At 67.8% G+C, this 23,863-nt stretch carries 23 protein-coding genes; 8 read left to right on the top strand and 15 right to left on the bottom strand.

What is annotated here, in order from left to right:
• Window positions 1–11 precede the first annotated feature (11 nt).
• Entirely contained in the window at window positions 12–1,019 is a 1,008-nt protein-coding gene (locus RZE79_RS06320) for a bile acid:sodium symporter family protein (RefSeq protein WP_319359470.1), read from the bottom strand.
• A 69-nt stretch (window positions 1,020–1,088) separates the two neighbouring features.
• On the opposite strand from RZE79_RS06320, the gene RZE79_RS06315 reads away from it, so the two are divergent.
• On the top strand, window positions 1,089–2,018 hold the full coding sequence (locus tag RZE79_RS06315; protein WP_319359469.1) for a LysR family transcriptional regulator: 930 nt from the start codon (window positions 1,089–1,091) through the stop codon (window positions 2,016–2,018).
• On the opposite strand, the gene RZE79_RS06310 is transcribed toward RZE79_RS06315, so the two are convergent.
• Both RZE79_RS06310 and RZE79_RS06305 read right to left on the bottom strand, forming a co-directional pair.
• Window positions 1,975–2,400 carry a response regulator transcription factor gene (locus RZE79_RS06310; protein WP_319359468.1) on the bottom strand — a complete coding sequence of 142 codons (426 nt, stop codon included), beginning with the start codon at window positions 2,398–2,400 and terminating at the stop codon, window positions 1,975–1,977. The genes RZE79_RS06315 and RZE79_RS06310 overlap by 44 nt on opposite strands.
• A 111-nt stretch (window positions 2,401–2,511) precedes the next feature.
• The gene (locus RZE79_RS06305) at window positions 2,512–3,498 is read right to left on the bottom strand and encodes a quinone oxidoreductase (RefSeq protein WP_319359467.1); all 987 of its coding nucleotides are present in this window, start codon (window positions 3,496–3,498) and stop codon (window positions 2,512–2,514) included.
• 109 nt (window positions 3,499–3,607) lie between these two features.
• On the opposite strand from RZE79_RS06305, the gene RZE79_RS06300 reads away from it, so the two are divergent.
• Window positions 3,608–4,519, top strand: a complete 912-nt coding sequence (locus RZE79_RS06300; RefSeq protein WP_319359466.1) for a DMT family transporter — start codon at window positions 3,608–3,610, stop codon at window positions 4,517–4,519.
• A gap of 116 nt (window positions 4,520–4,635) precedes the next feature.
• On the opposite strand, the gene RZE79_RS06295 is transcribed toward RZE79_RS06300, so the two are convergent.
• Genes RZE79_RS06295 through RZE79_RS06280 form a run of 4 tightly spaced genes read right to left on the bottom strand, consistent with a single transcriptional unit; the run spans window position 4,636 to window position 9,067 of the window.
• Window positions 4,636–5,427, bottom strand: a complete 792-nt coding sequence (locus RZE79_RS06295) for an SDR family oxidoreductase (protein ID WP_099795418.1) — start codon at window positions 5,425–5,427, stop codon at window positions 4,636–4,638.
• Between the two features lie 51 nt (window positions 5,428–5,478).
• Entirely contained in the window at window positions 5,479–6,432 is a 954-nt protein-coding gene (locus RZE79_RS06290) for a DMT family transporter (RefSeq protein ID WP_319359465.1), read from the bottom strand.
• 21 nt (window positions 6,433–6,453) lie between these two features.
• On the bottom strand, window positions 6,454–8,067 hold the full coding sequence (locus RZE79_RS06285; RefSeq protein WP_319359464.1) for a gamma-glutamyltransferase family protein: 1,614 nt from the start codon (window positions 8,065–8,067) through the stop codon (window positions 6,454–6,456).
• A gap of 16 nt (window positions 8,068–8,083) precedes the next feature.
• Window positions 8,084–9,067, bottom strand: coding sequence for a Bug family tripartite tricarboxylate transporter substrate binding protein (locus tag RZE79_RS06280; protein WP_373696543.1), 984 nt, complete (start codon window positions 9,065–9,067; stop codon window positions 8,084–8,086).
• 344 nt (window positions 9,068–9,411) lie between these two features.
• Between RZE79_RS06280 and RZE79_RS06275 the strand changes: the two genes are divergently transcribed.
• Together RZE79_RS06275 and RZE79_RS06270 are read left to right on the top strand one after the other, a co-directional pair.
• Window positions 9,412–10,689, top strand: coding sequence for a porin (locus tag RZE79_RS06275; RefSeq protein WP_319361108.1), 1,278 nt, complete (start codon window positions 9,412–9,414; stop codon window positions 10,687–10,689).
• Between the two features lie 30 nt (window positions 10,690–10,719).
• A complete protein-coding gene (locus RZE79_RS06270) occupies window positions 10,720–12,057 on the top strand; it encodes an amidohydrolase (protein WP_319359462.1) in 1,338 nt (445 codons plus the stop codon).
• Between the two features lie 72 nt (window positions 12,058–12,129).
• On the opposite strand, the gene RZE79_RS06265 is transcribed toward RZE79_RS06270, so the two are convergent.
• The 7 genes from RZE79_RS06265 to RZE79_RS06235 form a co-directional block, all read right to left on the bottom strand.
• The gene (locus RZE79_RS06265; RefSeq protein WP_153280334.1) at window positions 12,130–13,641 is read right to left on the bottom strand and encodes a tripartite tricarboxylate transporter permease; all 1,512 of its coding nucleotides are present in this window, start codon (window positions 13,639–13,641) and stop codon (window positions 12,130–12,132) included.
• Between the two features lie 19 nt (window positions 13,642–13,660).
• The gene (locus RZE79_RS06260; RefSeq protein ID WP_153280335.1) at window positions 13,661–14,149 is read right to left on the bottom strand and encodes a tripartite tricarboxylate transporter TctB family protein; all 489 of its coding nucleotides are present in this window, start codon (window positions 14,147–14,149) and stop codon (window positions 13,661–13,663) included.
• A 135-nt stretch (window positions 14,150–14,284) separates the two neighbouring features.
• On the bottom strand, window positions 14,285–16,072 hold the full coding sequence (locus tag RZE79_RS06255) for a GspE/PulE family protein (RefSeq protein ID WP_153280336.1): 1,788 nt from the start codon (window positions 16,070–16,072) through the stop codon (window positions 14,285–14,287).
• A gap of 17 nt (window positions 16,073–16,089) precedes the next feature.
• Complete coding sequence (locus tag RZE79_RS06250; RefSeq protein WP_319359461.1) at window positions 16,090–16,872, bottom strand: spermidine synthase; 783 nt, start codon at window positions 16,870–16,872, stop codon at window positions 16,090–16,092.
• A complete protein-coding gene (locus RZE79_RS06245) occupies window positions 16,872–17,414 on the bottom strand; it encodes a DNA-deoxyinosine glycosylase (RefSeq protein ID WP_319359460.1) in 543 nt (180 codons plus the stop codon). The genes RZE79_RS06250 and RZE79_RS06245 overlap by 1 nt, the downstream gene beginning before the upstream one ends.
• 105 nt (window positions 17,415–17,519) lie before the next feature.
• Window positions 17,520–18,005, bottom strand: a complete 486-nt coding sequence (locus RZE79_RS06240; protein WP_153280339.1) for a hypothetical protein — start codon at window positions 18,003–18,005, stop codon at window positions 17,520–17,522.
• Between the two features lie 131 nt (window positions 18,006–18,136).
• On the bottom strand, window positions 18,137–18,997 hold the full coding sequence (locus tag RZE79_RS06235) for a TatD family hydrolase (RefSeq protein WP_319359459.1): 861 nt from the start codon (window positions 18,995–18,997) through the stop codon (window positions 18,137–18,139).
• 88 nt (window positions 18,998–19,085) lie between these two features.
• Here RZE79_RS06235 and RZE79_RS06230 point away from each other — a divergent pair, with 88 nt between their 5' ends.
• The 4 genes from RZE79_RS06230 to RZE79_RS06215 are packed head-to-tail and all read left to right on the top strand — an operon-like array spanning window position 19,086 to window position 23,146.
• Window positions 19,086–20,090 carry a trypsin-like peptidase domain-containing protein gene (locus tag RZE79_RS06230; RefSeq protein ID WP_319359458.1) on the top strand — a complete coding sequence of 335 codons (1,005 nt, stop codon included), beginning with the start codon at window positions 19,086–19,088 and terminating at the stop codon, window positions 20,088–20,090.
• Window positions 20,091–20,110: 20 nt separating this feature from the next.
• A complete protein-coding gene (locus tag RZE79_RS06225; protein WP_319359457.1) occupies window positions 20,111–21,136 on the top strand; it encodes a MoxR family ATPase in 1,026 nt (341 codons plus the stop codon).
• A complete protein-coding gene (locus RZE79_RS06220) occupies window positions 21,117–22,112 on the top strand; it encodes a DUF58 domain-containing protein (RefSeq protein WP_153280343.1) in 996 nt (331 codons plus the stop codon). Before RZE79_RS06225 ends, RZE79_RS06220 begins: the two co-directional genes overlap by 20 nt.
• Entirely contained in the window at window positions 22,109–23,146 is a 1,038-nt protein-coding gene (locus RZE79_RS06215) for a VWA domain-containing protein (RefSeq protein WP_153280344.1), read from the top strand. The genes RZE79_RS06220 and RZE79_RS06215 overlap by 4 nt, the downstream gene beginning before the upstream one ends.
• On the opposite strand, the gene RZE79_RS06210 is transcribed toward RZE79_RS06215, so the two are convergent.
• Window positions 23,130–23,723, bottom strand: a complete 594-nt coding sequence (locus RZE79_RS06210) for a TetR/AcrR family transcriptional regulator (RefSeq protein WP_153280345.1) — start codon at window positions 23,721–23,723, stop codon at window positions 23,130–23,132. The genes RZE79_RS06215 and RZE79_RS06210 overlap by 17 nt on opposite strands.
• Window positions 23,724–23,863 lie beyond the last annotated feature (140 nt).

Here is a 23,863-nt window from a genome sequence, read left to right as displayed (position 1 = left end):
CGTCGAAAAGACTACTCGGCCGTGCGCAGCGCGGGTGCCGTGGCTGCGGCAGTTCGCCGCGCGTAGCGCTGCGCCAGCACCGCACACACCATGAGTTGCATCTGGTGGAACAGCATCAGCGGCAGCACGATCGCGCCGACGGCGTGCGAGGCAAACAGCACCTTCGCCATCGGAATCCCGCTCGCCAGGCTCTTCTTCGAGCCGCAGAAGACGATGGTGATCTCGTCTTCGATGTTGAAGCCGAAACGCCGCGCCATGAAGGTCGTGAGCCCCAGCGCCAACGCCAGCAACACGCCGCACACCAGCAGCAGGCCGAGCAGCGCGCTCACGGGAATCTGCTTCCAGAGCCCTTCGATCACCGCCGCGCTGAACGCCGTGTAGACCACCAGCAAGATCGAGCCCTGGTCCACGAACTTCAGCACTGCGGCGCGCTTCTGGATCCACTTGCCGATCAGCGGACGCGACAGGTGACCGATGACGAACGGCACCAGCAACTGCAGCAGGATGCGTCCGATCGCATCGAGCGACGAAGGCGACGCCACCGCACCCCCTTCAGGCAAGACCACCAGGCTCACCAGCACCGGCGTGATGAACACGCCCAGCAACGTCGACGCCGACGCACTGCAGATCGCGGCCGGCATGTTGCCGCGCGCCATCGCCGTGAACGCAATCGCCGACTGCACCGTGGCCGGCAGCACGCACAGGAACAGCACGCCCGTGTACAGCTGCGGCGTCACCAGCGGCCCCAGCACGGGCCGCAGCGCGAGCCCCAGCAGCGGGAACAGGATGAAGGTGCAGGCGAACACCAGCAGGTGCAGCCGCCAATGCGTGATGCCCGCAAGGATCGCCTCGCGCGACAGCTTGGCGCCGTGCAAAAAGAACAGCAACCCGATCGCGACCGTGGTCAGGCCTTCGAAGAAATGCGCCACGCGGCCGCTGGCGGGCAGCAGGCTGGCCAGGGTGACGACCGCGACGAGCGTGAGCGTGAAGTTGTCAGGAAGAAAGCGTGAACGTGCCATGGCCTGATTGGACCGCTCGCCCATTCAAAAGAGAAATGGATTTATCGGATGGATATATGATTTGAGCGCATGAACGTCACGCTGCGCCAACTCCGCGTCTTCCGCTCGGTGGCCGAGGGCCGCAACTTCAGCCGCGCAGGCGACCAGGTGGGCCTGAGCCAGCCGGCGGTGAGCCGGTCGATCTCGGAGCTTGAAGCCCAGCTCGGCCTGAAACTGCTCGACCGCACCACGCGCGAGGTGGTGCTGACCGAAGCCGGCCACTCGTTCGCGGCCCGGCTCGACCGGGTGCTCGACGAACTCGACCAGACCTTGCAGGACGTGGCCGGACTGGCCAGCGCGCGCGGCGGCAAGGTGCGCGTGGCGAGCAGCCCCACGCTGTCGGCCAACCTCATGCCCGACTGCATCGCGGCCTGCGCGGTGCAGGCGCCGGGCATCCAGTTCTTGCTGCTCGACCGCATCCAGCAGGACGTACTCGACAGCGTGCGCAGCGGCGAAGTCGATTTCGGCGTGGTGATCGAGCCTTCCGAAGCCGACGACCTGCACTGCGAATCGATCCTCGCCGACCCCTTCATGGTGGTCACGCTGCCCGGCCACCGGCTGACGGAAAAAAAGGCGTCGGTGAACTGGTCGGCACTCGACGGCCAGCCGCTGGTGCTGCTCGATCACGCCTCGGGCAGCCGGCGCCTCATCGACCTGGCACTGGAGCGGCACGGCGCGCGCTGCGACGTGAAGCAGCAGCTGGGCCATGCGACCACCGTGTTCCGCATGGTCGAGGCCGGCATCGGCATCAGCGTGATGCCGGGGCTGTCGCTGCCGCCCGAAGGGCTCGCGCGGCTGGTGGTGCGCCCGCTGGTGCCGAACGTGCAGCGCGCGATCATGCTGATCCGGCGCCGCAACCGCGAGCTGTCGCCGCTCGCGCAGCGGGTCTGGCGCATGGTGCGCGAGACGGCCGCGCTCAGTGAGGCGCCACCGGCTTCACCAACGACGAAGGCGCGCTGAAGAAGCGCTCCTGACGCTGGCGCACGCAATAGTCGATCAGGTCCTCGACCTCGGTGGCCTTGTCGAACACCGCGTCGGCACCGAGCTGCGCGCACTTGCGGCGCGTCTCGGGCGTGGCGTGGTTGCTCAGCACCACGACTTTCTGCTTCGGGTCGCGGTTGCGGCAGGCCTCGAGCACGCTGTAGCCGGTGCCGTCGCCCAGGAACAGGTCGACGATGGCCAGGTCCCACAGCGCCGGGTTGTGCGTGAGCCAGCGCGTGCCCTCGGCCTCCGACTCGGCCTGGCCGACCGGATCGATGCGCGCCATCTCGCGCAGCGTGCCCGCCAGGCTCGCACGGAGCGCGGGGTTGTCTTCGACGATGAAGGCGCGGACGGTGGTCATGGCGGGAGGTGCGAAGGGACAAGTGCAGGCTACAAATTGCGCCCGCCACAAGTCGAAGGTGTGACACCTCACCGCGCGTAGGACATCACCGGTCCGCCGGCCCGCGCTGCCTCAGAGCGTGAGGATGGTGCAGCCCGTGGTCTTGCGCGCCTCGAGGTCGCGGTGCGCCTGCTGCACGTCGGCCAGGGCATAGCGCTGGTCGATGGGGATCTTCACCGCGCCGCTTCGCACCACCGCGAAGAGGTCGTCGGCCATGGCCTGCGTGCTTTCGCGCGTGGCGATGTGCGTGAACAGCGTCGGGCGCGTCACGTAGAGCGAACCCTTCGAGGCCAGCAGGCCGAGGTTGATCGGCGGCACCGGGCCCGAGCCGTTGCCGAAGATCGCCAGCAGGCCGAAGGGGCGCAGGCTGTCGACGGAGCCTTCGAAGGTGTCCTTGCCCACCGAGTCGTACACCACCTTCACGCCCTTGCCGCCGGTGATCTCCTTCACGCGCGCCGCGAAGTTCTCGGTGCTGTAGTTGATGGCGTGCGCCGCGCCGTGCGCCAGCGCGAGCTTGCACTTGACATCGCTGCCGGCCGTGCCGATGAGCTGCAGGCCGAGCGCCTTGGCCCACTGGCACGCGATGAGGCCGACACCGCCGGCCGCCGCATGGAACAGCACGAAGTCGCCGGGCTGCAGGCCTTCGGCCGGCAGCGTCTTCTTCAGCAGGTACTGCGCGGTGAGGCCCTTGAGCATCATGGCCGCGCCGGTCTCGAAGGAGATGTCGTCGGGCAGCTTGCACACGCACTTGGCGGGCATCACGCGCAGCTCGCAATACGCGCCGGGCGGCTGGCTCGCGTAGGCGGCGCGGTCGCCGGCCTTCAGGTGCGTCACGCCCTCGCCCACCGCCTCGACGATGCCCGAGGCTTCCATGCCGAGTTGCAGCGGCATCTGGAACGGGTACAGGCCCGTGCGCTGGTAGGTGTCGATGAAGTTCAGGCCCACGGCCTTGTGGCGGATGCGGATCTCGCCGGGGCCGGGCTCGCCCACCTCGACCTCGACGACCTTCAATTCCTCGGGACCGCCATGGCGGTCGATACGGACGGCTTTGCTCAACATCGTTGCTGTCTCCACGCAGGGGGAAAAAGAATGGGACGGGCATCGTGCCACGTTTGGCCATTTCGCGAGGAGCCACGGGCACTGCGCGGGCCCGGTAGAGTCGGCGGCCATGTCTTTCGCATCGCACCCCCGCCTCACGCCCCTCACCGCCCTTCTACTCACCGTGCCGCCGCTGCTGTGGGCTGGCAATGCGGTGGTCGGCCGTCTGGTGCGCGCGCTGGTGTCGCCGCTGACGCTGAACTTCGTGCGCTGGGTGATCGCGTTCGTGCTGCTGCTGCCGCTGGCGGCCTGGGTGCTGCGGCGAAGCAGCCCGCTGTGGGCGCACTGGAAGCGCTACGCGCTGTTGGGCCTGCTGGGCATCGGCCTTTACAACGCGTTCCAGTACCTGGCGCTGCAGACTTCCACGCCGATCAACGTCACGCTGGTGGGCTCGAGCCTGCCGCTGTGGATGCTGGCCGTGGGCACGCTGTGCTTCGGCGCGCGCGCCAGCCGGCGCACGGTGGGCGGCGCGCTGCTGTCGATGCTCGGCGTGCTGCTGGTCCTGAGCCGCGGCGAGTGGCAGCAGCTGCTGGCGCTGCGGCTGGTGCCGGGCGACCTGTACATGATCGTGGGCACCATCGTCTGGGCCTTCTACAGCTGGCTGCTGGCGCGCACGAACGAGCCTGCCAATGTGCGCGCAGACTGGGCCGCCTTCCTGATGGCGCAGCTGGTGTTCGGCCTCGCATGGTCGGGCGCACTGGCCGCCGGCGAATGGACGCTGACCGACGCCCACATCGACCTGGGCTGGCCGCTCATTGCGGCGATGCTGTTCATCGGCATCGGCCCCGCCGTGCTGGCCTACCGCTGCTGGGGCACCGGCGTGCAACGCGCGGGACCGCAGGCGGCGAGCATCTTCATGAACCTCACGCCGCTGTTCGCGGCCGTGCTGTCGGCGGCCTTCTTGGGCGAGGCACCGCACTGGTACCACGGCGCCGCGTTCGTGCTGATCGTCGGCGGGATCGTGGTGTCCTCGCGGCGCTGAGAACGAGGCGGTTCCTTCAAGCGAACACCGAGGAACCGGCTTTGCCGGGCCTCAGGTGTTGCCCCCGGCAGGGGGTTGGCGAAGCGACACGAAGTGCGCGAAGCCTGGGGGCGAGCTTAGTACGTGCCCGGGTAGGCGCCGCCGTCGGCCAGCACGTTCTGGCCCGTCATGTAGCCGGCTTGCATGCTGCAGAGAAACGCGCAGATCGCGCCGAACTCCGCCGGGTTGCCGAAGCGCTTGGCCGGAATGTTCTTCTTGCGCGCTTCCCACACGGTGTCGAAATCCTGGCCCGACTTCTGTGCCGCGCCGGCCATCGTGCCCTTGAGGCGGTCGGTCTCGAAGGAGCCCGGCAGCAGGTTGTTGATGGTCACGCCCTGCGCCGCCACCGACGTGCGCGCCACGCCCGCCACGAAGCCCGTGAGGCCGCTGCGCGCGCCGTTCGACAAACCCAGGATGTCGATCGGCGACTTCACCGAGCTCGACGTGATGTTGACGATGCGACCAAAGCCGCGCTTGGCCATGCCGTCCACCGTGGCCTTGATGAGCTCGATGGGCGTGAGCATGTTGGCGTCGACCGCCTTGATCCACGCCTCGCGGTCCCAGTTGCGGAAGTCGCCGGGCGGCGGGCCACCGGCGTTGGTGACGACGATGTCGAAGTCGTGGCCCAGCGCGAACACGGCCGCGCGGCCGGCTTCGGTGGTGATGTCGGCCGCCACGTGCTTGACGAACGGACCCGACGGGCCGGCCGCTGCCACCAGCTGCTTGGCTGCTGCGTCGAGCGCCTCGGCACCGCGCGCCACGATCACCACGTTGACGCCCTCGCGCACCAGCGCCTCGGCGCAGCCGTAGCCCAACCCCTTGCTCGCGCCGCACACCAGCGCGGTCTTGCCTGCAATGCCCAGATCCATGTGTTTGCTCCAGTCGATCGATCGATTGATCTCGCAGGGGCGGTGAACGAACTACCGCCCCTTGCGTGTGAAAACGAAGATGCCCGCGATGACGAGCACCGTGCCGGCCGCGATCCACGCGGTGAACGGCTCACCCAATATGACCACCCCCATGAGGATGGTGGACAGGGGCCCGATCATGCCGGTTTGCGCCGCAATGGCGGGGCCGATGCGTTCGATGGCCATCATCACCATGAGGACAGGCACAGCGGTGCACAGCGTGGCGTTGAGCACCGACAGCCAGATCACCTCGGGCGCCACCGCCATCGCCGCACTCATCGGCCGCGTGAGCACGAACTGCAGGATGCACAGCAGGCAGGCCACGGTGGTGGCCAAACCCACGAGCCGCAGCGAGCCCAGGCGTTTGACGAACTCGCCGCTGTACACAAGGTAGCCCGCGTAGCTCACTGCGCTCAGGAACACGAGGAACGCGCCCCATGCAGCCGCGCCGCCGCCCTTGCCGTCGCCACCGGTCCAGAGCTCGTGGCCGAACACCAGCAGCACGCCGCCGTAGCTCACGACCATGCCGAACACCTGCGGCCGCGTCGGGCGGCGCCGGTACAGCAGCCAGCCGAAGAACAGCACCAGCGTGGGGTTGAGGTACAGGATCAGCCGCTCGAAGCTGGCCGAGATGTAGGCCAGCCCGGCAAAGTCGAGAAAGCTCGCGAGGTAGTAGCCCGAGAAGCCGAGCCCCAAAATTCCGAGCCAGTCGCGCGTCGTGAGCGCGGGCTTGCCGCGGCCGGCCCACCACGCCATCAGCGCGAACAGCGGCAGCGCAAAGAGCATGCGCAGCATGATAAGCGTGATGGCGTCGACGCCGTAGCGGTACGCCAGCTTGACGATGATGGCCTTGCCGCTGAACGCGATGGCGCCCAGCGTGGCAAGGACGAGGCCGGTGGCGTAGCCCTTGCGGGCGGCCTCGTGTCCGTGCGGGGGAATGCCGGCCGATGCGGCTGCTTTGTTCATCCCCCGATCATCCCTTGATCCTCAGTAGCCTGCAGCGAGGCCGTCGCGGCGCGGATCGCTCGCGGCCACGTAGCCTTCGACCGACGGCTCGCCCGCGCGCCAGATGAACTGGCCGGCGCCGAAGTCCTGGTAGGAGTCGTTGATCACGTCCAGGTGATGGCCCAGGTCGCGCAGGCCTTGCACGGTGTCGGCCTTCATCGCGGCCTCGACGTTGATCTCGAGCCCCGCGTTGAAGCGCCAGCGCGGTGCGTCGCACGCGGCCTGCGGGTTCTGGCCGTAGTCGAGCATGCGCACCAGCGTCTGCATGTGGCCCTGCGGCTGCATGTTGCCGCCCATCACGCCGAAGCTCATGACCGGCTGGCCGTCCTTCGTGAGGAAGGCCGGGATGATGGTGTGGAACGGGCGCTTGCCCGGCGCCACCACGTTCGGGCTCTCGGCCTTGAGGCTGAAGCCGTGGCCGCGGTTCTGCAGGCTGATGCCGAAGTCGGGTTCGACGCAGCCCGAGCCAAAGCCCATGTAGTTGCTCTGGATGAAGCTCACCATCATGCCGCTCTCGTCCGCCGCGGTGAGGTAGATGGTGCCGCCCTTGACCGGGTTGCCGGCCTTGAAGTCCTGCGCCTTGTTCACGTCGATGAGTCTCGCACGCGAAGCGAGGTACGCGTCATCGAGCATTTGCGCGGGGGTCACCGTCATCGACGATGGCTCCGACACGTAGCGGTACACGTCGGCGAAGGCCAGCTTCATGGCTTCGATCTGCAGGTGCTGCGACTGCACCGAGTCGACCGGCAGCGAGGCGATGTCGAACTTCTCGAGGATGCCCAGCGCGATCAGCGCCGCGATGCCCTGGCCGTTCGGCGGAATCTCGTGCAGCGTGTGGCCGCGGTAGTCGCGCGAGATGGGCTTGACCCACTCGGGCTGGTAGGCCGCCATGTCGGCCACGGTGAGCGCGCCACCTTGCTCTTGCGAGAACTTGGCGATCGCTTCGGCGATCTCGCCGTTGTAGTAGGCCTCGCCCTTGGTGCGGGCAATCGCCTTGAGCGCGCGTGCCGCCGCGGTGAAGCGGAACAGCTCGCCGATCTCGGGCGCGCGGCCCCACGGCAGGAAGGCCTGGGCAAAGCCCGGCTGCGATTTCAAGAGAGGCGTGGCCGCAGCCCACTTGCCCTGCACCACCGGCGGCACGAGGTAGCCGCGCTCGGCGATGTCGATGGCGGGCGCCATCAGGTCGGCGAAAGGCAGCTTGCCGAAACGGTCGCTCATCGCGACCCAGCCGCGCACCGCGCCGGGCACGGTGACCGAGTCGATGCCGCGCATCGGCGGCGTGGCGGCGTCGGCGCCGTACTTGGCCTTGAAGTACGCGGGCGTCCAGGCCTTCGGCGCGGGGCCCGAGGCGTTGAGGCCGTGCAGCTCCTTGCCGTCCCACAGGATGCAGAAGGCGTCGCTGCCCAGGCCGTTGCTCACGGGCTCGACCAGCGTCATCACCGCGGCCGTGGCAATGGCCGCATCGACCGCGTTGCCGCCCTGCTGAAGCATGCGCAGGCCGGCCTGCGCAGCCAGCGGGTGCGACGTGGCGACCACGTTGCGTGCAAACACCGGCAGGCGGGTCGAGAGGTAGGGGTTGTTGAAGTCGAAGTTCATGTCGGCGTGCTCTCGTTTATTCATTCGTGATCTTGCGATCGACGACGATCTTTTTCCATTTGGCGGCGTCAACGGCCACCATCTTTGCGAACTGCTCGGGCGTGCCCGCGTTCGCCGGCTCGATGCCCAGGCGGGCGAGCTTGTCTTTCAGCTCGGGGTCGGCCAGCGCTTCGTTGGCGGCCTTGTTCACGCGCGCCACGATGTCGGCCGGCAGCCCCTTCGGGCCGTAGAAGCCGAACCAGGTGTTCGACTCGAAGCCGGGCAGCGTGTCGGCGATGGGTGGCAGCTCGGGTGCGAGCGGGCTGCGCTTGAGCGATGTGACGCCCAGTGCGCGCAGCCGGCCGTCGCGCACATGCGGCATGCCGGTGGGCAGCGAATCGAACAGCACGTCGACCTTGCCGCTGATGAGGTCGGGCACCGCGAGCGCCGTGCCGCGGTAGGGAATGTGCGTGACGAACACGCCGGCCTGCGCCTTGAAGAGCTCCGCCGTGAGCTGCACGATGGTGCCGTTGCCGCTCGATGCGTAGTTGAGCTTGCCGGGGTTCTTCTTGGCGTGGTCGATCCACTCGCGCACCGTCTTCGCGGGCGTGTTGACCGGCACCAGCATGATGCTCGGCGCATCGCCCACGTGGGCGATGGGCGCGAAGTCGCGCACCGTGTCGTAGGGCAGCCTGGCCGTGATGGCGGGGCCGATGGCGTGCGTGCTCGTGGTCGCGAGCAGCAGCGTGTAGCCGTCGGGCGGCGCCTTGGCCGCGAGGTCGGAGCCGATGGCGCCGCCCGCGCCGGGCTTGTTGTCGATGATCAGCTGGGCGCCGAGCTTCTCGCTCATCTTCTGGCCCAGCGTGCGGGCGAAGAGGTCGGTGGCGCCGGCCGCCGGGAACGGCACGATCAACCGGATCGGACGGTTCGGATAGGTCTGCTGCGCCAGGGCAGGCACCGCGGCCAGCACCAGCGCGGCCGCGGCGAGCGCGATACGGGTGGTTCGTTTCATGGAATTCATTGTGTCCGAGGTGGTGTGTCGAGGGCGCGCCTTGTCCGACGTGGCCGCAGGATTGGACTCGCAGGGCATTGAAAAGGGAAATGGATTTATCGGATAGATATATGAATCGAGTGCATCAATCGTGCCACGGCCATCACGCGGCGTGAGGCATGCCCACCTGACCATCAGAAATAGCGATGGCGCCGCATCAGCAAACGGTATTTCCTCCATCGCGCCCTGCCGCCCGATAGTCGCGCCAGTCCACTCGACACCGAAGTGGCGCACAGGAGAACTCCCCCTTGAACTTCCCTTCCATCGAGGGCGCCGATGCCGGTGCCCTCTGCTTCAGCTCGCGCGTTCTTTTCATGAAGCGGCATCCACTCGGCCTGGCCCTGGTGACCCTGGCAGGCACGGCGTCGGCGCAGTCCTCGGTGACGCTGTTCGGCGTCGTGGACGCGGGTGTCAGCCATTTCGAGGCCGTCAGCGAGTACCGCCCGGCGCTCGATCCGCGGCGCCCTGCCGCCGCGCTGCTTGCGGCGGGCGTGCCGAGGGTGACGCAGAGCCAGGCCACGCTCTCGCGCGGCGGCTACCGCGGCAGCAGCCTGGGCTTTCGCGGCACGGAAGATCTGGGCGGCGGCCTGGCGGCGAGCTTCTGGCTGGAGTCGAACATCAGCAACGACGACGGCAAGACCGGCTTGGCCTCTTTCGCCAAGCGTTCCACCGTGAGCCTGTCGGGCGGCTTCGGCGAGCTGCGGCTGGGCCGCGACTACACGCCGATCTTCCGCAACGACTCGCTGGCCGACCCGTTCGCCGTTCAGGGCGCCGGCCTGTCGGTGATTGCGCGCGTGAACAGCGCCTCGTCCGCATTGCTCGGGGGCGCACCGGCCGGCGTGGCCGCCGGAGACAACTACGCGCGCGCCAGCAACAGCATCGGCTACTTCCTGCCGCCGAACCTCGGCGGCTTCTACGGGCAGGTGCAGTACGCCTTTCCCGAGAACATCCGCTACAGCCCCGAGCTCACGCCGACGAACGCGCGCGGGCGCTACATGGGCGGGCGCTTCGGCTATGCCAAGGGGGCGCTCAACGTGGCGCTGGCGCTCGGTGAAGACAACAAGGATCGCCTGCCCTCGGGTTCCGCGGCCAAGCCGCCCATCGACGCCGGCGGCGAAGACCGGCTGAAGACCGTCAGCCTGAGCGCCACCTACGACCTCGGCCCCGTCAAGCTGCTGGGCGAGCTGTCGCAGTTGCGGCACCGGCGCGCGCAGGCACAGACCTGGGCACCGGAGCGCACCGACCGGTACGACGGCTACCTCGTGGGCGCCACGGTGCCCGTGGGCCCCGGCCTCATTCGCGCCTCCTTCGGCCGCGTGAAGTACCGGGCCGGCGGCACCGGCCTGCCAGGCGACGCGGCACAGGGCGCGAGTGCCAGCCAGTGGGCGCTGGGTTACGTGCACCACCTGTCCCGCCGCACGGCGCTGTACGCCACCTTCGCGCGCGTTCGCATCCGCGACGGCCAGAACGACAAGGCCATCGGCTCCGTGACGAGCGGCAGCGACGCACCCTATCCGGGCTACGTGGCCGCCAGCGGCTGGCGCCCGCGCAGTGCCATGGGCTACGACTTCGGCATCCGGCACATCTTCTGACCCCGTTCTCACTCCTCTACGCATTCACTCATGTTGATCCACTCACCCACCTTCGCCCTTCGCTCACTGGCCGTGGCCGCCCTCCTCGCCTTCGGCGCGGGCGCACACGCGCAGCCCGCTGCATCGTCGCCCGCTTCGGCGATCACGCCGCTCGTCGATGCGATGTACCCGCGGCTCGACGCGATCTACAAGGACCTGCACGCCCACCCCGAGCTTGCCTTCAAGGAAACGCGCACCGCCGCGAAGCTGGCCGCCGAGATGCGCGCGATCGGCTTCGAGGTGACCGAGAAGGTCGGCGGCACGGGCGTCGTCGCGCTCTACCGCAACGGCCCGGGGCCGGTCGTGATGGTGCGCACCGACATGGACGGCCTGCCGATGGAAGAAAAGACCGGTCTGCCCTACGCCAGCCAGGCCCGCACCGACTGGGGCGGGCGCGACAGCTTCGTGGCCCACAGCTGCGGCCACGACATCCACATGGCCAGCTGGCTCGGCGCCGCGCGCGCGCTGGTCGCACTCAAGGGGCAATGGAAAGGCACGCTGATGTTCATCGGCCAGCCCGCCGAAGAAACCGTGTCGGGCGCCAAGGCGATGCTCGCGGACGGCCTGTTCACGCGCTTTCCGAAGCCCGACGCCGCGTTCGCGCTGCACACGGCGCCCACGCCGCACGGCGCCATCGGCTATGGCGTCGGCATCAGCAGTTCCAACTCCGATTCGCTGGAGATCGTCTTCAAGGGAAGCGGCGGCCACGGCTCGCGGCCGCACACCACCCTCGACCCGATCGTGATGGCCGCGCGCTTCGTGACCGACGTGCAGGCCGTGGTGAGCCGCGAGAAAGACCCGGCCGAATTCGGCGTCGTGACCATCGGCGCCATCCAGGGCGGCACCGCCGGCAACATCATTCCCGACACGGTCACGCTGCGCGGCACCATCCGCTCGTACAAGCCGCAGGTGCGCGACAAGCTGCTGGCCGGCGTGCGCCGCATGGCCATGGCCGCTGCCGCCACGAGCGGCGCGCCCGAACCCGTGGTCAAGCTGGTGCAAGGCGGAGAAGCCCTGGTCAACGACGAAGCCGTGGTGACTCGCGCGGCCGCCGCACTCAAGCAGGCGTTGGGCGCGGCCCATGTCGTGCAGTCCACGGTGCCGTCGACGGGCAGCGAAGACTTCTCGGCCTTCGTCAACGCCGGCGTCCCGTCGATGTACTTCACGGTCGGCGTGCTCGATGCGCGCGACATCGCGGCCTCCGCCCAGCCCGGCGGCAAGCCGCTGCCCCGCAACCACTCGCCCTTCTTCGCGCCGGTGCCCGAGCCGTCGATCAAGACCGGTGTGCACGCGATGACCGTGGCGGTGCTCAGCGCGTTGGGCAAGTAGCGCCGCAGGCATTCCCCCAAAGAAAAACGGCGCCCGAAGGCGCCGTTTTTTTCGTTCAGGCAAGGCCGTCGATCAGTCTTCGACGAAGGCCTCTTCGCGCTTGGACTTCACTGCGGGCAGCAGCACGATGACCAGCAGCAACGCTGCGGCGATCAGCAGGCCGGCCGAGATCGGGCGCGTGACGAACACGCTCCAGTCGCCCCGCGACAGCAGCAGCGAACGGCGCAGGTTCTCTTCCATCATCGGCCCCAGGATGAAGCCCAGCAGCAGCGGCGCAGGTTCGCAGCCGAGCTTGAAGAAGGTGTAGCCGACGAAGCCGAACACACCCACCATCCAGATGTCCCAGGTGTTGTTGTTGGTCGAGTACACGCCGATCGCGCAGAACAGCACGATCGCCGGGAACAGGAACTTGTAGGGCACGGACAGCAGCTTGATCCACAGGCCGATCAGCGGCAGGTTCAGGATCACCAGCATCGCGTTGCCGATCCACATCGAGGCGATCAGGCCCCAGAACAGCTCGGGGTTGCTGGTCATGACCTGCGGACCCGGCTGGATGTTGTGGATCGTCATGGCACCGACCATCAGCGCCATCACGGCGTTGGGCGGAATGCCCAGCGTCAGCAGCGGAATGAAGGAGGTCTGCGCGCCGGCGTTGTTGGCGGCTTCAGGCGCGGCCACGCCGCGGATGTTGCCCTTGCCGAAGGGCACTTCGCCCGGATGCAGCTTGGTCTTCTTCTCGATGGTGTAGGCCGCAAAGGCCGACAGCAGCGCACCGCCACCGGGCAGGATGCCCAGCGACGAACCCAGCGCGGTACCACGCAGCACGGCGGGCAGCATGCGCTTGAAGTCTTCCTTGGTCGGGAACAGGCCCGAGACCTTGGCGGTGAAGACTTCGCGCTCTTCGTCCGGACGCGACAGGTTGGCAATGATTTCGCCGTAGCCGAACACGCCCATGGCGATGGCCACGAAGCCGATGCCGTCGGTGAGTTCAGGCACGTCGAAGCTGAAGCGCGCGACACCCGAGTTCACGTCGGTGCCCACCAGGCCCAGCAGCAGGCCCAGCACGATCATCGCGATCGCCTTGAGCAGCGAACCCGATGCCAGCACCACGGCGCCGATCAGGCCCAGGATCATCAGCGAGAAGTATTCGGCCGGGCCGAACTTGAAGGCCAGTTCGGTCAGCGGCGGTGCGAAGGCGGCCAAGATCAGCGTGCCGACGCAACCTGCGAAAAACGAGCCCAGGCCCGCAGCGGCGAGCGCCGGACCTGCACGGCCCTTGCGCGCCATCTGGTAGCCGTCGATCACGGTCACCACCGACGACGATTCGCCCGGCAGGTTCACCAGAATCGCGGTGGTCGAGCCACCGTATTGCGCGCCGTAATAAATGCCGGCCAGCATGATCAGCGCCGACACGGGCGGCAGCGCGTACGTGGCGGGCAGCAGCATCGCGATGGTCGCGACCGGGCCGATGCCCGGCAGCACGCCGATCAGCGTGCCCAGAATGCAACCGGCCAGGCAGTACAGCAGGTTGGTGAAGGTGAAGGCAACGCCAAAACCCAGCGAGAGGTGTTCAAACAGTTCCATGGTGTGAGCAGCTTTCTTCTCAACCGGTGATGAAGGTCGGCCAGACCTGGATCTGGAGCTTCAACGCCCAGATGAACGCGACGTAGCTGCCGACGGCCAGCACGGTGGCCAGGATCAGCACGGTGGGCAGCTTGAACTCATGGCCCGCCAGGCTCGAGATGATCACGAGCGCGTAGATGGCGATGATCATGCCCATGGCCGGCACGCCGAGGCTCGGCAGGCCGCCGAGCAGCACGCCGAAGGCGAGGTTGGCGCCCAGGATGAACACCACTTGCTTCCAGGCCCACTTGCCGATCTTTTCGCCGTCGGTCGTTTCAACGGTGAGCCCGCTGAACATGATGCCCAGGCCGATGAAGGACATCAGGATGCCGAGCATCAGCGGGAAGTAACCCGGACCCATGCGGGCGCCGCTGCCCACGCTGTAGGTGGTGGCGCCCCATGCGAACGCCACGCCCACGACGGTGAACATCAGTCCCGAGAAAAAGTCTTTCTGACTTTTGATTTTCACGAACAGTCTCCTCGAACAATTTCGATGCGGAATTGTCGAGTCAGCCTCCGGTCAGGCTGATGTGGATTCCACTAACCGGAGGACTAGGGATAACCCGAAATGACTCATGCCCCGTCGCGCGGGGGGCACGTGTTTCTACTCGAGCGGCGGCGTGGCGCTGAGCACTTCCTCGATGGTCGTCACGCCCTCGGCCACGCGCAACGCGCCGGCCAGCCGCAAGGGGCGCATGCCGTCGATCACGGCCTGGCGCCGCAGGCCCGTGAGGTTGGGCTCCTTGGTGACCTTGTCCTTGAAGGGCTCGGTCACGCTCAGCAGTTCGTACAGGCCCATGCGTCCCATGTAGCCGGTCATGCGGCAATCGACGCAGCCCACGGGTTTGTAGGCGCGCACGGGGCCGGTGATCTGCCACGGCTTGACGATGGCTTCGAGGCTCTCGCGCGTAACTGCGTCGTCGGGCTGCTTGCAATGCGGGCACAGCGTGCGCACCAGGCGCTGCGCGAGCACGCCCAGCATCACGGCGGTGATGAGGTACGAGGGCACGCCCAGTTCCATCATCCGCGTGATGGCGCTCGGCGCGTCGTTGGTGTGCAGCGTGCTGAACACGAGGTGGCCCGTGAGCGCGGCCTGCACCGCCATCTCGGCGGTGGCGAGGTCGCGGATTTCGCCGACCATGATGATGTCCGGGTCCTGCCGCATCAGCGCGCGCAGGCCTTCGGTGAAGCCGAAGTCGAGCTGCGGCTGCACCTGCGTCTGGTTGAACGAGGGCTCGATCATTTCGATCGGGTCTTCGACCGTGCTCACGTTGACCTCTTCGGTCGCCACGCGCTTGAGCGTGGAGTACAGCGTGGTGGTCTTGCCCGAACCCGTGGGCCCGGTCACCAGGATGATGCCGTTGGGCCGCGTGACGAGCTGTTCCCAGCGCTGCGCGTCGTGCTGCGCAAAGCCGAGTGCGTCGAGGTCTTTCACCGCGGTGTCGGGGTCGAAGATCCGCATCACCATCTTCTCGCCGAAGGCGGTCGGCAAGGTCGACAGGCGCATTTCGACTTCGTCGCCGCGCATGTTGCGCGTCTTGATGCGGCCGTCGAGCGGGCGGCGCTTTTCGACCACGTCCATGCGGCCCAAGAGCTTGATGCGCGCGACCATCGCGTTCATCACACCCATCGGCATCTGGTAGGCGGGGTGCAGGATGCCGTCGATGCGAAAACGGATCACGCCCTGCTCGCGGCGCGGCTCTAGGTGGATGTCGCTGGCGCGCTGGTCGAAGGCGTACTGCCACAGCCAGTCGACCACCTGCACCACGCTCTGGTCATTGGCGTCGAGCTGCTTGGTGCTCTTGCCGAGTTCGACCAGCTGCTCGAAGCTCGCACCGCCGGTGTTGCCGCCGGCCTTCTGCGCGGCGCGCACCGACTTGGCAAGCGCAAAGAACTCGGCCGTGTAGCGCTGGATGTCCGACGGGTTGGCCACCACGCGGCGCACGGTGCGCTTCGACTGGCGCTCGACCTCGGCGATCCAGTCGGTGAGAAACGGTTCGGCCGTGGCCACCACCACCTCGTTCGGCAGCACCTGCACGGGCAGCACCTTGTGGCGCTCGGCGTATCCGGCGCTCATGGTGTCGGCCACCTTGCCCACGTCGACCTTGAGCGGATCGATGCGCAGATAAGCCAGGCCGGCGCGGCCTGCGAGCCACTGCGTGAGCGCTTCGAGGTCGAGCGGCTTGCCGTCGGCCTCGCGCGTCATGGCGACATTGGCCAGGCGCACCAGCGGCGCCTGCCGGCTCTCGGCCTGGGCGCAGCGCGCGATGGTGCGCTTGGCTTCCATCGGCGAGATCACGCCGTCGGTGGCGAGCCATTCGATCAGGCGACGCAGGTCGAGCGGACCTTCGTGGCGGGCAGCAGCGGAGGCGGCGGCGGGTACAGCGCTCATGAACCGGGGTCAGGTGATCAGGTGGAAAGGGAAAGCGTCATCGGCTTGAACACCCGCAGCCACTTGGGCGCGGGCAGGCCCCAGCGAGTCTGGATGGTTTGGGCGCGCTCGGCAAGCACCTCGCGCTTGGGGCGCGACGGCGTGCGCTGGGCCAGCACCACCGTGTTGCCTTCGCGCGTCGGCTTGAAGGCCCACACCGCATCGGCGCCGAACGCGGCGGCGATTTTCTCGAGGCTGCGCTCGTAGCTCGACGAGCGGCCGAACAGGTTGACCGTCATGCAGCCGTCTTCGGTGAGCAGCGCGCGGCAGTCGGCATAGAAGTCTTCGCTGTCGAGCACCGGCGCAGCAGCCTCGTGGTCGTACAGGTCGACCTGCAGCGCGTCGACCGTGCCCTGCCATTCGGGCTTGCGGATTTCCTCGGCCGCATCGGCGATCACGACGCGCAGCTTCAGGTCGTCGGCCGGCAGCTTGAACCAGCCACGGCAGGCCGACACCACCTGCGGGTTCAACTCGACGGCCGTGGTGCGCATGCGCAGCGTCTTGCGGCTGAACTTGGTGAGCGTGGCCGCGCCCAGGCCGAGCTGCATCGCGTGGCGGTTGCCCACGCCCTTGCTGTCGACGAACAGCAGCCAGGCCATCATGCGCTGCACGTACTCGAGTTCGATCTCGAAGGGCGCGTCGAGCTTCATCGAGCCCTGGACCCATTCGGTGCCCAGGTGCAGGTAGCGGATGTCGCCCCAGTCGGAAAAATTGACTTCGGGGAGGACGAGGTTTTTCTTGGAAGCAGCGGAGGAAGCCATCAGAGAAGGTGGTGAGCAACGAAGACCTCGCGCCAGGCCGCGAGCTTGCGCTCGAACGACCATGACGCGTTGGCGGGGCTGGTGGATGGCAGCGAATAGACCGGCACCCCGAGGGTGCGCGTGTGGCGTGCGTGCTTGAAGCTCTCGCCGCCGTTGTGGGCGATGGCCGCGAGCTTCGGCAGCCGCAGGCCGGCGATGTCGTTCACGACGGGCGAGCGGATCGCCGTGTCGAGGCTGCCTTCGCGCTCGCAGGCGCCGTACACGTCCCACACGCCGAGGCCGCGATCGAGCAGCCATGCGCAGCGCGCGCGGTAGCTGTCGGCGCCTGGAAGCGCAGGGTCGGGCCAGAGGGCTTGCAAGATCTTCCAGAACTGATTTTGGGGATGCGCATAGTACTGCTGCTGCGTGAGCGACTTCACGCCCGGGAAGCTGCCGAGGATGAGCACACGTGTGTTCGGCGAGACCAGGGGCGCAAGGCCGGTCAGCACCGTGCCGGCAGCGGGGCCGGCGACGGTCGGGGACGGGGCGGCGGTCGGTTTCATGGGCGGTATCTTGGCATTGCCACACGGTGTGCAGGAACGCCCATGAAAAAACCCGCCGAAGCGGGTTCTTTCTTCAAACACGGGCCGAAGCCCGGTGCGTGAAATTTACGGCTTCTTGGCCGCGTCGTGCTCGGCCGTACCCGGCACCTTCTCGCCGATCGCCTTGCCGGTGCTGCGCATGCCGTCGGCCGTCTTGTGGCCGGCGTTTTCAACCGCGTCGCCGGTCTTCGCAGCCACGTTCTTGGTGGCGGTGGTCGCCTTCTTCGTGGTGTTCTTCGTTGCGTTCCAGGCCTTCTTGGTGCCCCGCTCGGTGGCGTTGGCTGCCTTCTTGGTGCCGCTCTTGGTGGCATCCCAGGCCTTCTCAGCGCCGTTTTCGGTGGCGTTCACGGCCTTCTTGGTCGTGCTCTTGGTGGCGTCCCAGGCCTTCTCGGTACCGCGTGCGGTCGCGTCGACGGCGTCCTTGCCGGCTTCCTTCACCTTCTCGGTGGTCGTGGGCTCGGCCGCGGTGGTCTGCGCAACGGCCGACACACCGATGGAGGCCAGCGCCAGGGCCAGCGCGACGGGCAGGGTGCGAACAAAAGATGTGGTCATGAAAGACTCCTTTTTTGAGTGAACTAGCGGAGTGACGACAGTGCCACTGAGCAACCAACGCCACTTCGAACTTCAAGGATGACATCAAAACCAGCCCCGCAGCCTGCGCTGGCGCAACTCGGGAACTTGACCTACGCGGCGGACGGACGCCCCTCCGACACGCTCAGCAGACTTTGGAGCTTCGGCAGGGCTGCCACCGCATTGCGCGTGGTGTTTTCGGCCAGCGAGTCGATGTCGATGCCGCGCAATTGCGCGACCACTTCGGCGATGCGCGGCAGCTCGCCGGGCTCGTTGCGGCCCTGCGCTTCGCCTGCATCGCGCTGCGCCTGCGTGCGGTAGAGCCAGTGCGGCTGGATGTCGGGCGCATCGGTTTCCATGACCAATGCGTCCATCGGCAGCGTGGTCGCGAGACGGCGCAGTTGCAGCGCGCGCTCGAAGGTCACGGCGCCGCCGAAGCCGAGCTTGAGCCCGATCTCGATGCAGGCCTGCGCTTGCTGCTCGCTGCCGTTGAACGCGTGGGCGATGCCATGCCACGGCCGCCCGCCCGCGGTCTGGCGCAAATGCTTGAGGACCTTGTCGACCGAGCGCCGCACATGGATGAGCACGGGCAGTCCATGCTTGCGTGCCAGTTGCAACTGAGTGTGAAAGAAGCGTTCCTGTTTGTCCGCATCCAGGCCTTCGACGAAGTAGTCGAGCCCGATCTCGCCGACGGCCACCAGACGCGGGTCGTCGCGCCGCGCGTGCAGTTCGGCGTCGAGCGTCTGCAGGTCGGCATCGCTCGCCTCGCCCGTGCACAGCGGGTGGATGCCCAGTGCGTAGGCGTCGCCCTGCCTGTGCGCCAGCTCGCGCACGGTGGCGAAGTTGAAGGCGGCCACGGCCGGAATGACGCACAGCACCACGCCCCGCTCGGCGGCGCGGGCGCGGATCGTGGGCATCTCCGCACCGAATTCGGGCGCATCGAGGTGACAGTGGGTATCGACAAACGCAGCCATCGCGCGATGATGCCCGAAGGGATGCACAGGCGCGGAAAGCGTGCTACTGTGAACTCCTTCACGCGTCTTTTTTGCCGGAGGTGCTCCGATGCGCAGGCCCGCTTTCTACAGCCGCTCGCCCCGCACGCTGCCACCGGCCGCAGAACCGGCGGCCGGGTCGCCGGCGGATGCCGCAGCTGTGGCCGGGGCCGATGCCGTGCAAGCCACACCACTGCCGCCACGCGCACGCTGGCAGCCCGGGCGCCGCGCCTTCGCGCTGCTCACCGTCAGCTGCATCGCCATCGCCGCCGGCGGCGCCTACTGGGCACCGCGCCAAGGCGGCAAGGCGCTCACGCAAAAAGACATCGACGCCGCCGTGCTGCGCACGCTGCAGACCAACACCCTCCCCTCGCCCGCCGCCAAGGCCGCCGACATCGTGCGGCCCTCCGTGGTGCGCGTGGTCGGCTACGGCCCCGAAAAGGCCACGCCCGAAGCCAAGACCCAGAAGCGCGGCCGCAACATGGCCAAGGGCAAGCCGCCCGAGGCGCCGCTCGACGGTGCCGCGCCCGGCGAAGTCGAGCGCGGCGTGGGCACGGGCGTGGTGATCGTCGACAAGGGCGTGATCCTCACCAACCTGCACGTGGTCGCCGGCGCCGAGAAGATCAAGGTCACCTTCGCCGACGGCCTCGAAGCCACCGCCGTCATCACCGGCGTTCAGCCCGAGAACGACCTCGCGGTGCTGCAGGCGCAGAAGATTCCCGACGACCTGATTCCCGCCGTGATGCGTTCCACCGCCGACCTGCGCTCCGGCGACCAGGTGGCCGCCGTGGGCTTTCCGTTCGGCATCGGGCCTTCGGTGTCGGCCGGCGTGGTGTCGGGCCTGAAGCGCTCCTTCCGTTCGCCCGAGGGCAAGCAGGAGCTGGGCAACCTGATCCAGTTCGACGCCGCCGCCAACCCCGGCAACTCGGGCGGGCCGCTCATCAACATGGACGGCGAGGTGCTCGGCATCGTCACCGCCATCCTCAACCCGACGCAGCAGCGCACCTTCATCGGCATCGGCTTCGCGGTGCCGATCGAGAACGCCGCCTCCGCGGCCGGTTCGCCGCCTTTCTGATTTCTTCGAAAGCCCTTCGCATGAGCACAGAAAACCCGAGCTCCGCCACATTCACCACGGCCCCCGCCACCGCCGAGCTGATGGAGCAGATCCTCTACGAGGTGAAGCGCGTGGTCGTGGGGCAGGACCGCTTTCTCGAGCGCGTGATGGTCGCGATGCTCGCCGGCGGCCACCTGCTGGTCGAGGGCGTGCCGGGGCTAGCCAAGACGCTCACCATCAAGACGCTGGCCGACACCGTGCGCGGCCAGTTCAAGCGCATCCAGTTCACGCCCGACCTCGTGCCGGCCGACCTCGTGGGCACGCGCATCTACAACCAGAAGACGGGCGAGTTCAGCACCTCGCTGGGCCCGGTGTTCGCGAACCTGCTGCTGGCCGACGAAATCAACCGCGCGCCGGCCAAGGTGCAGAGCGCGCTGCTCGAAGTGATGCAGGAGCGCCAGGTCACCATCGCCGGCGAGACGCACAAGGTGCCGCGCCCCTTCCTCGTGATGGCCACGCAGAACCCCATCGAAACCGAGGGCACCTACCCGCTGCCCGAGGCGCAGGTCGACCGCTTCATGATGAAGGTGATGGTTGACTACCCGAGCGACGAGGAAGAGTTCGTGATCGTGCAGCGCGTGATCGGCCCGCCCGTCTCGGCCACGCCGGTCGCCACCACCGAGCAGCTGGCCGAGCTGCAGGCCGAGGCGCGGCGCGTGTACATCGACCCCTCGCTGATCCAGTACGCCGTGAAGCTGGTGTCGGCCACGCGCACGCCCGAAAAACATGGCCTGAAAGACCTGCGCCGCTTCATCACCTTCGGCGCCAGCCCCCGCGCGAGCATCAGCCTGACCGAAGGCGCGCGCGCCCTGGCGCTGCTGCGCGGCCGCAGCTACGCGCTGCCCGAAGACATGAGCGCGCTGGTGCCCGACGTGCTGCGCCACCGCGTGACGCTGTCCTACGAAGGCCTGTCCGAAGGGCTCACGCCCGACGGGCTGATCGAGAAGATCATGAAGGCCGTCCCCGCTCCCCCTAAGCCCCTCGAACATGAAAAGCTGGTGGCGTAAGGCCCCCGAGGCCGCGAACGACGAACGGCTTGCACTCGAAGCCGGGGGGGCCGAACGCGCACTGCGCCGGCTCGAATGGACCGTGATCCGCCGCCTTGACGGCCTGCTGCAGGGCGACTACCGCACGCTGATGCGCGGCAGCGGCCTCGACCTGGCCGACCTGCGCGAGTACCAGCACCACGACGACGTGCGCCACATCGACTGGAACGTCACCGCCCGGCTGCAGACGCCGCACGTGCGCGTGTTCACCGAAGACCGCGAGATGTCCGCCTGGTTCGTGCTCGACCTGAGCCGCTCGGTTGATTTCGGCTCGGGCCTGAAGGCCAAGCGCGAAATTTCGGCCGGCTTTGTCGGCGTGCTCGCGCGCTTGCTCACGCGGCATGGCAACCGGGTCGGCGCGCTGGTCTACGGCCGCGACCTCGAGGCCGTGATTCCGCCGCGCACCGGCCGCCGCCATGTGCTGCACCTGCTGCACGCGATGGAAAAACGCGCGAACCAGGCCGAGGCCGCGCCCACGCAAAAAGGCATGACGCGCCTGTCGGACCTGCTGACCTCCGCCGCCTCGCTCATGCCGCGCCGCTCCACGGTGTTCGTGGTGTCCGACTTTCTCAGCGAGCCCGGCTGGGAGCGCCCGCTGGGCCAGCTGGTGCAGCGGCATGAAGTGATTGCCGTGCGCCTGTTCGATCCGCTCGAACTCGAGCTGCCCGACCTCGGCCTGGTGCCGCTGCGCGATGCCGAAACCGGCGAGCAGCTGTGGGTCGACACCCATGACGCGGGGTTCCGCAAGCGCTTTGCGCGGCTGGCCGCCGAGCGCGAAACCACGCTGCGCGAGACGCTGGCCCGGGCCGGCGTCGACGCCCTCGAACTCTCGACCAGCGACGACCTGGTCGAAGCCATCGTGCGATTCGCGGACCTGCGCAAGCGCCGGGTCCGCGGGGTTGCGGCGGGTGGCGGGAAGGCGATGGTGGCGGCATGACATTCCTCTGGCCTCAATTCCTCTGGCTGCTGGCGGCGTTGCCGCTGCTGGTGCTGCTGTATGTCTGGCTGATCCGCCGCAAGAAGAAGATGGCGGTGCGCTACGCGAGCCTGTCGATCGTGCGCGAGGCCATGGGTCCGGGCCAGAGCCTGCGGCGCCACATTCCGCCGCTGCTGTTCCTCGTGGCGATGGCCGCGATGCTCGTGGCGGCCGCCCGGCCGATGGCCGTGGTGGTGCTGCCATCGAACCAGCAGACCATCATCCTGGCGATGGACGTGTCGGGCAGCATGCGCGCGGCCGACGTGCTGCCCAACCGGCTGGTGGCGGCGCAGGAGGCGGCCAAGAGCTTCATCAAGGACCTGCCGCGCCACGTGAAGGTGGGCATCGTCGCCTTCGCGGGCAGCGCGCAGGTGGCGCAGCTGCCCACCACCAACCACGACGACCTCGTGACGGCCATCGACAGCTTCCAGCTGCAGCGCGCCACGGCCACCGGCAACGCCATCGTGGTGTCGCTGGCCACCCTGTTCCCCGACGCGGGCATCGACATCTCGCAGTTCAGTGCGCCGAGCCGCCAGCGCGGCATCGCGATCGACCAGAACGAGAAGCAGCTCAAGGAGTTCACGCCCGTGGCGCCCGGCTCGTTCACGTCGGCCGCCGTCATCATGCTGACCGACGGCCAGCGCACCACCGGTGTCGATCCGCTCGATGCCGCCAAGGCCGCGGCCGACCGGGGCGTGCGCATCTACACGGTGGGCGTGGGCACGGTCGACGGCGAAACCATCGGCTTCGAAGGCTGGTCGATGCGCGTGCGGCTCGACGAAGACACGCTCAAGGCCATCGCCAACAAGACCAGCGCCGAGTACTTCTACGCCGGCACCGCGAGCGACCTGAAGAAGGTCTACGAAACGCTGAGCTCCAAGCTCACTGTCGAGAAGAAGGAGACCGAGGTGTCGGCGCTGTTTGCGCTGGCCGCCGCGGTGCTCACGCTGCTGTCGGCGGGGCTGTCGCTGCTCTGGTTCAACCGGATTCTCTAGCGCGCGGAGCGCGAGGTTTTGGCGCGGCCTCAAGGCCGGCCAGCACCTCGCGCAGGATTTCTTCCGACAGGGCCTCGTCATCCACCGCGCGGGCCATCACCACGCCGCCGTACATCGATGCCAGCGTGCGGATCGCATCGCCCCGTGCGTTCTTTTTCGAACGCCACGGAAAGCGGCGCGTGAAGCGGTCGATGACCAACCGCAGGTACGCCGTCAACGACGCATTCACGCCTTCGCCGTTGCCCGCCTGGCCGGCGAACGCCGCCATCAGGCAGCCCTCGGCACGCGCGTCGCGGTGCTCGTGGCTCAGGTAGCGCTGCACGTAGGCGCGCATGCCCTCGGGCGTTTCGCCGGCCGTGTCGAGGTCGGCGAGCGCGGACCCCGCGGAGTGCGTGATGCACTCGGCCATCAGCGCCTCTTTCGAGTCGAAGTGGTTGTAGAAGGGCCCGTGCGTGAGGCCCGTGGCTTTCATGATCTCGCTCACGCTCACGCCGAAGCCGCGCTCCTTGAACAGGCGCGACGCTTCCTCGAGGATCTTCTGGTGCTTTTCGGCGGTTTCTGCTGCGGGGTATCGCATCTGACCTCTTTCTGTTCCGGGGTAATCCGATCCCCCGTTTGACGCTATTCATGATAGTCGTCATGCTTCGACACCTCAAACATGATGGTCATCATGTTTGAAGCGACAACGGCTTTTCCGGCCTGCCCCTTATCTTTTTT

This window comes from Variovorax sp. EBFNA2 (assembly GCF_033802765.1).
GTDB lineage: Bacteria > Pseudomonadota > Gammaproteobacteria > Burkholderiales > Burkholderiaceae_C > Variovorax > Variovorax paradoxus_H.
This window is presented reverse-complemented; position numbering and strand designations above follow the sequence as displayed.

Bases quoted from the DNA above. Each gene is read 5' to 3' on its own strand.
- RZE79_RS06320 (WP_319359470.1), bottom strand. From the start codon at position 1,019: ATGGCACGTTCACGCTTTCTTCCTGACAACTTCACGCTCACGCTCGTC.
- RZE79_RS06315 (WP_319359469.1), top strand. From the start codon at position 1,089: ATGAACGTCACGCTGCGCCAACTCCGCGTCTTCCGCTCGGTGGCCGAG.
- RZE79_RS06310 (WP_319359468.1), bottom strand. From the start codon at position 2,400: ATGACCACCGTCCGCGCCTTCATCGTCGAAGACAACCCCGCGCTCCGT.
- RZE79_RS06305 (WP_319359467.1), bottom strand. From the start codon at position 3,498: ATGTTGAGCAAAGCCGTCCGTATCGACCGCCATGGCGGTCCCGAGGAA.
- RZE79_RS06300 (WP_319359466.1), top strand. From the start codon at position 3,608: ATGTCTTTCGCATCGCACCCCCGCCTCACGCCCCTCACCGCCCTTCTA.
- RZE79_RS06295 (WP_099795418.1), bottom strand. From the start codon at position 5,427: ATGGATCTGGGCATTGCAGGCAAGACCGCGCTGGTGTGCGGCGCGAGC.
- RZE79_RS06290 (WP_319359465.1), bottom strand. From the start codon at position 6,432: ATGAACAAAGCAGCCGCATCGGCCGGCATTCCCCCGCACGGACACGAG.
- RZE79_RS06285 (WP_319359464.1), bottom strand. From the start codon at position 8,067: ATGAACTTCGACTTCAACAACCCCTACCTCTCGACCCGCCTGCCGGTG.
- RZE79_RS06280 (WP_373696543.1), bottom strand. From the start codon at position 9,067: ATGAATTCCATGAAACGAACCACCCGTATCGCGCTCGCCGCGGCCGCG.
- RZE79_RS06275 (WP_319361108.1), top strand. From the start codon at position 9,412: ATGAAGCGGCATCCACTCGGCCTGGCCCTGGTGACCCTGGCAGGCACG.
- RZE79_RS06270 (WP_319359462.1), top strand. From the start codon at position 10,720: ATGTTGATCCACTCACCCACCTTCGCCCTTCGCTCACTGGCCGTGGCC.
- RZE79_RS06265 (WP_153280334.1), bottom strand. From the start codon at position 13,641: ATGGAACTGTTTGAACACCTCTCGCTGGGTTTTGGCGTTGCCTTCACC.
- RZE79_RS06255 (WP_153280336.1), bottom strand. From the start codon at position 16,072: ATGAGCGCTGTACCCGCCGCCGCCTCCGCTGCTGCCCGCCACGAAGGT.
- RZE79_RS06250 (WP_319359461.1), bottom strand. From the start codon at position 16,872: ATGGCTTCCTCCGCTGCTTCCAAGAAAAACCTCGTCCTCCCCGAAGTC.
- RZE79_RS06245 (WP_319359460.1), bottom strand. From the start codon at position 17,414: ATGAAACCGACCGCCGCCCCGTCCCCGACCGTCGCCGGCCCCGCTGCC.
- RZE79_RS06240 (WP_153280339.1), bottom strand. From the start codon at position 18,005: ATGACCACATCTTTTGTTCGCACCCTGCCCGTCGCGCTGGCCCTGGCG.
- RZE79_RS06235 (WP_319359459.1), bottom strand. From the start codon at position 18,997: ATGGCTGCGTTTGTCGATACCCACTGTCACCTCGATGCGCCCGAATTC.
- RZE79_RS06230 (WP_319359458.1), top strand. From the start codon at position 19,086: ATGCGCAGGCCCGCTTTCTACAGCCGCTCGCCCCGCACGCTGCCACCG.
- RZE79_RS06225 (WP_319359457.1), top strand. From the start codon at position 20,111: ATGAGCACAGAAAACCCGAGCTCCGCCACATTCACCACGGCCCCCGCC.
- RZE79_RS06220 (WP_153280343.1), top strand. From the start codon at position 21,117: ATGAAAAGCTGGTGGCGTAAGGCCCCCGAGGCCGCGAACGACGAACGG.
- RZE79_RS06215 (WP_153280344.1), top strand. From the start codon at position 22,109: ATGACATTCCTCTGGCCTCAATTCCTCTGGCTGCTGGCGGCGTTGCCG.
- RZE79_RS06210 (WP_153280345.1), bottom strand. From the start codon at position 23,723: ATGCGATACCCCGCAGCAGAAACCGCCGAAAAGCACCAGAAGATCCTC.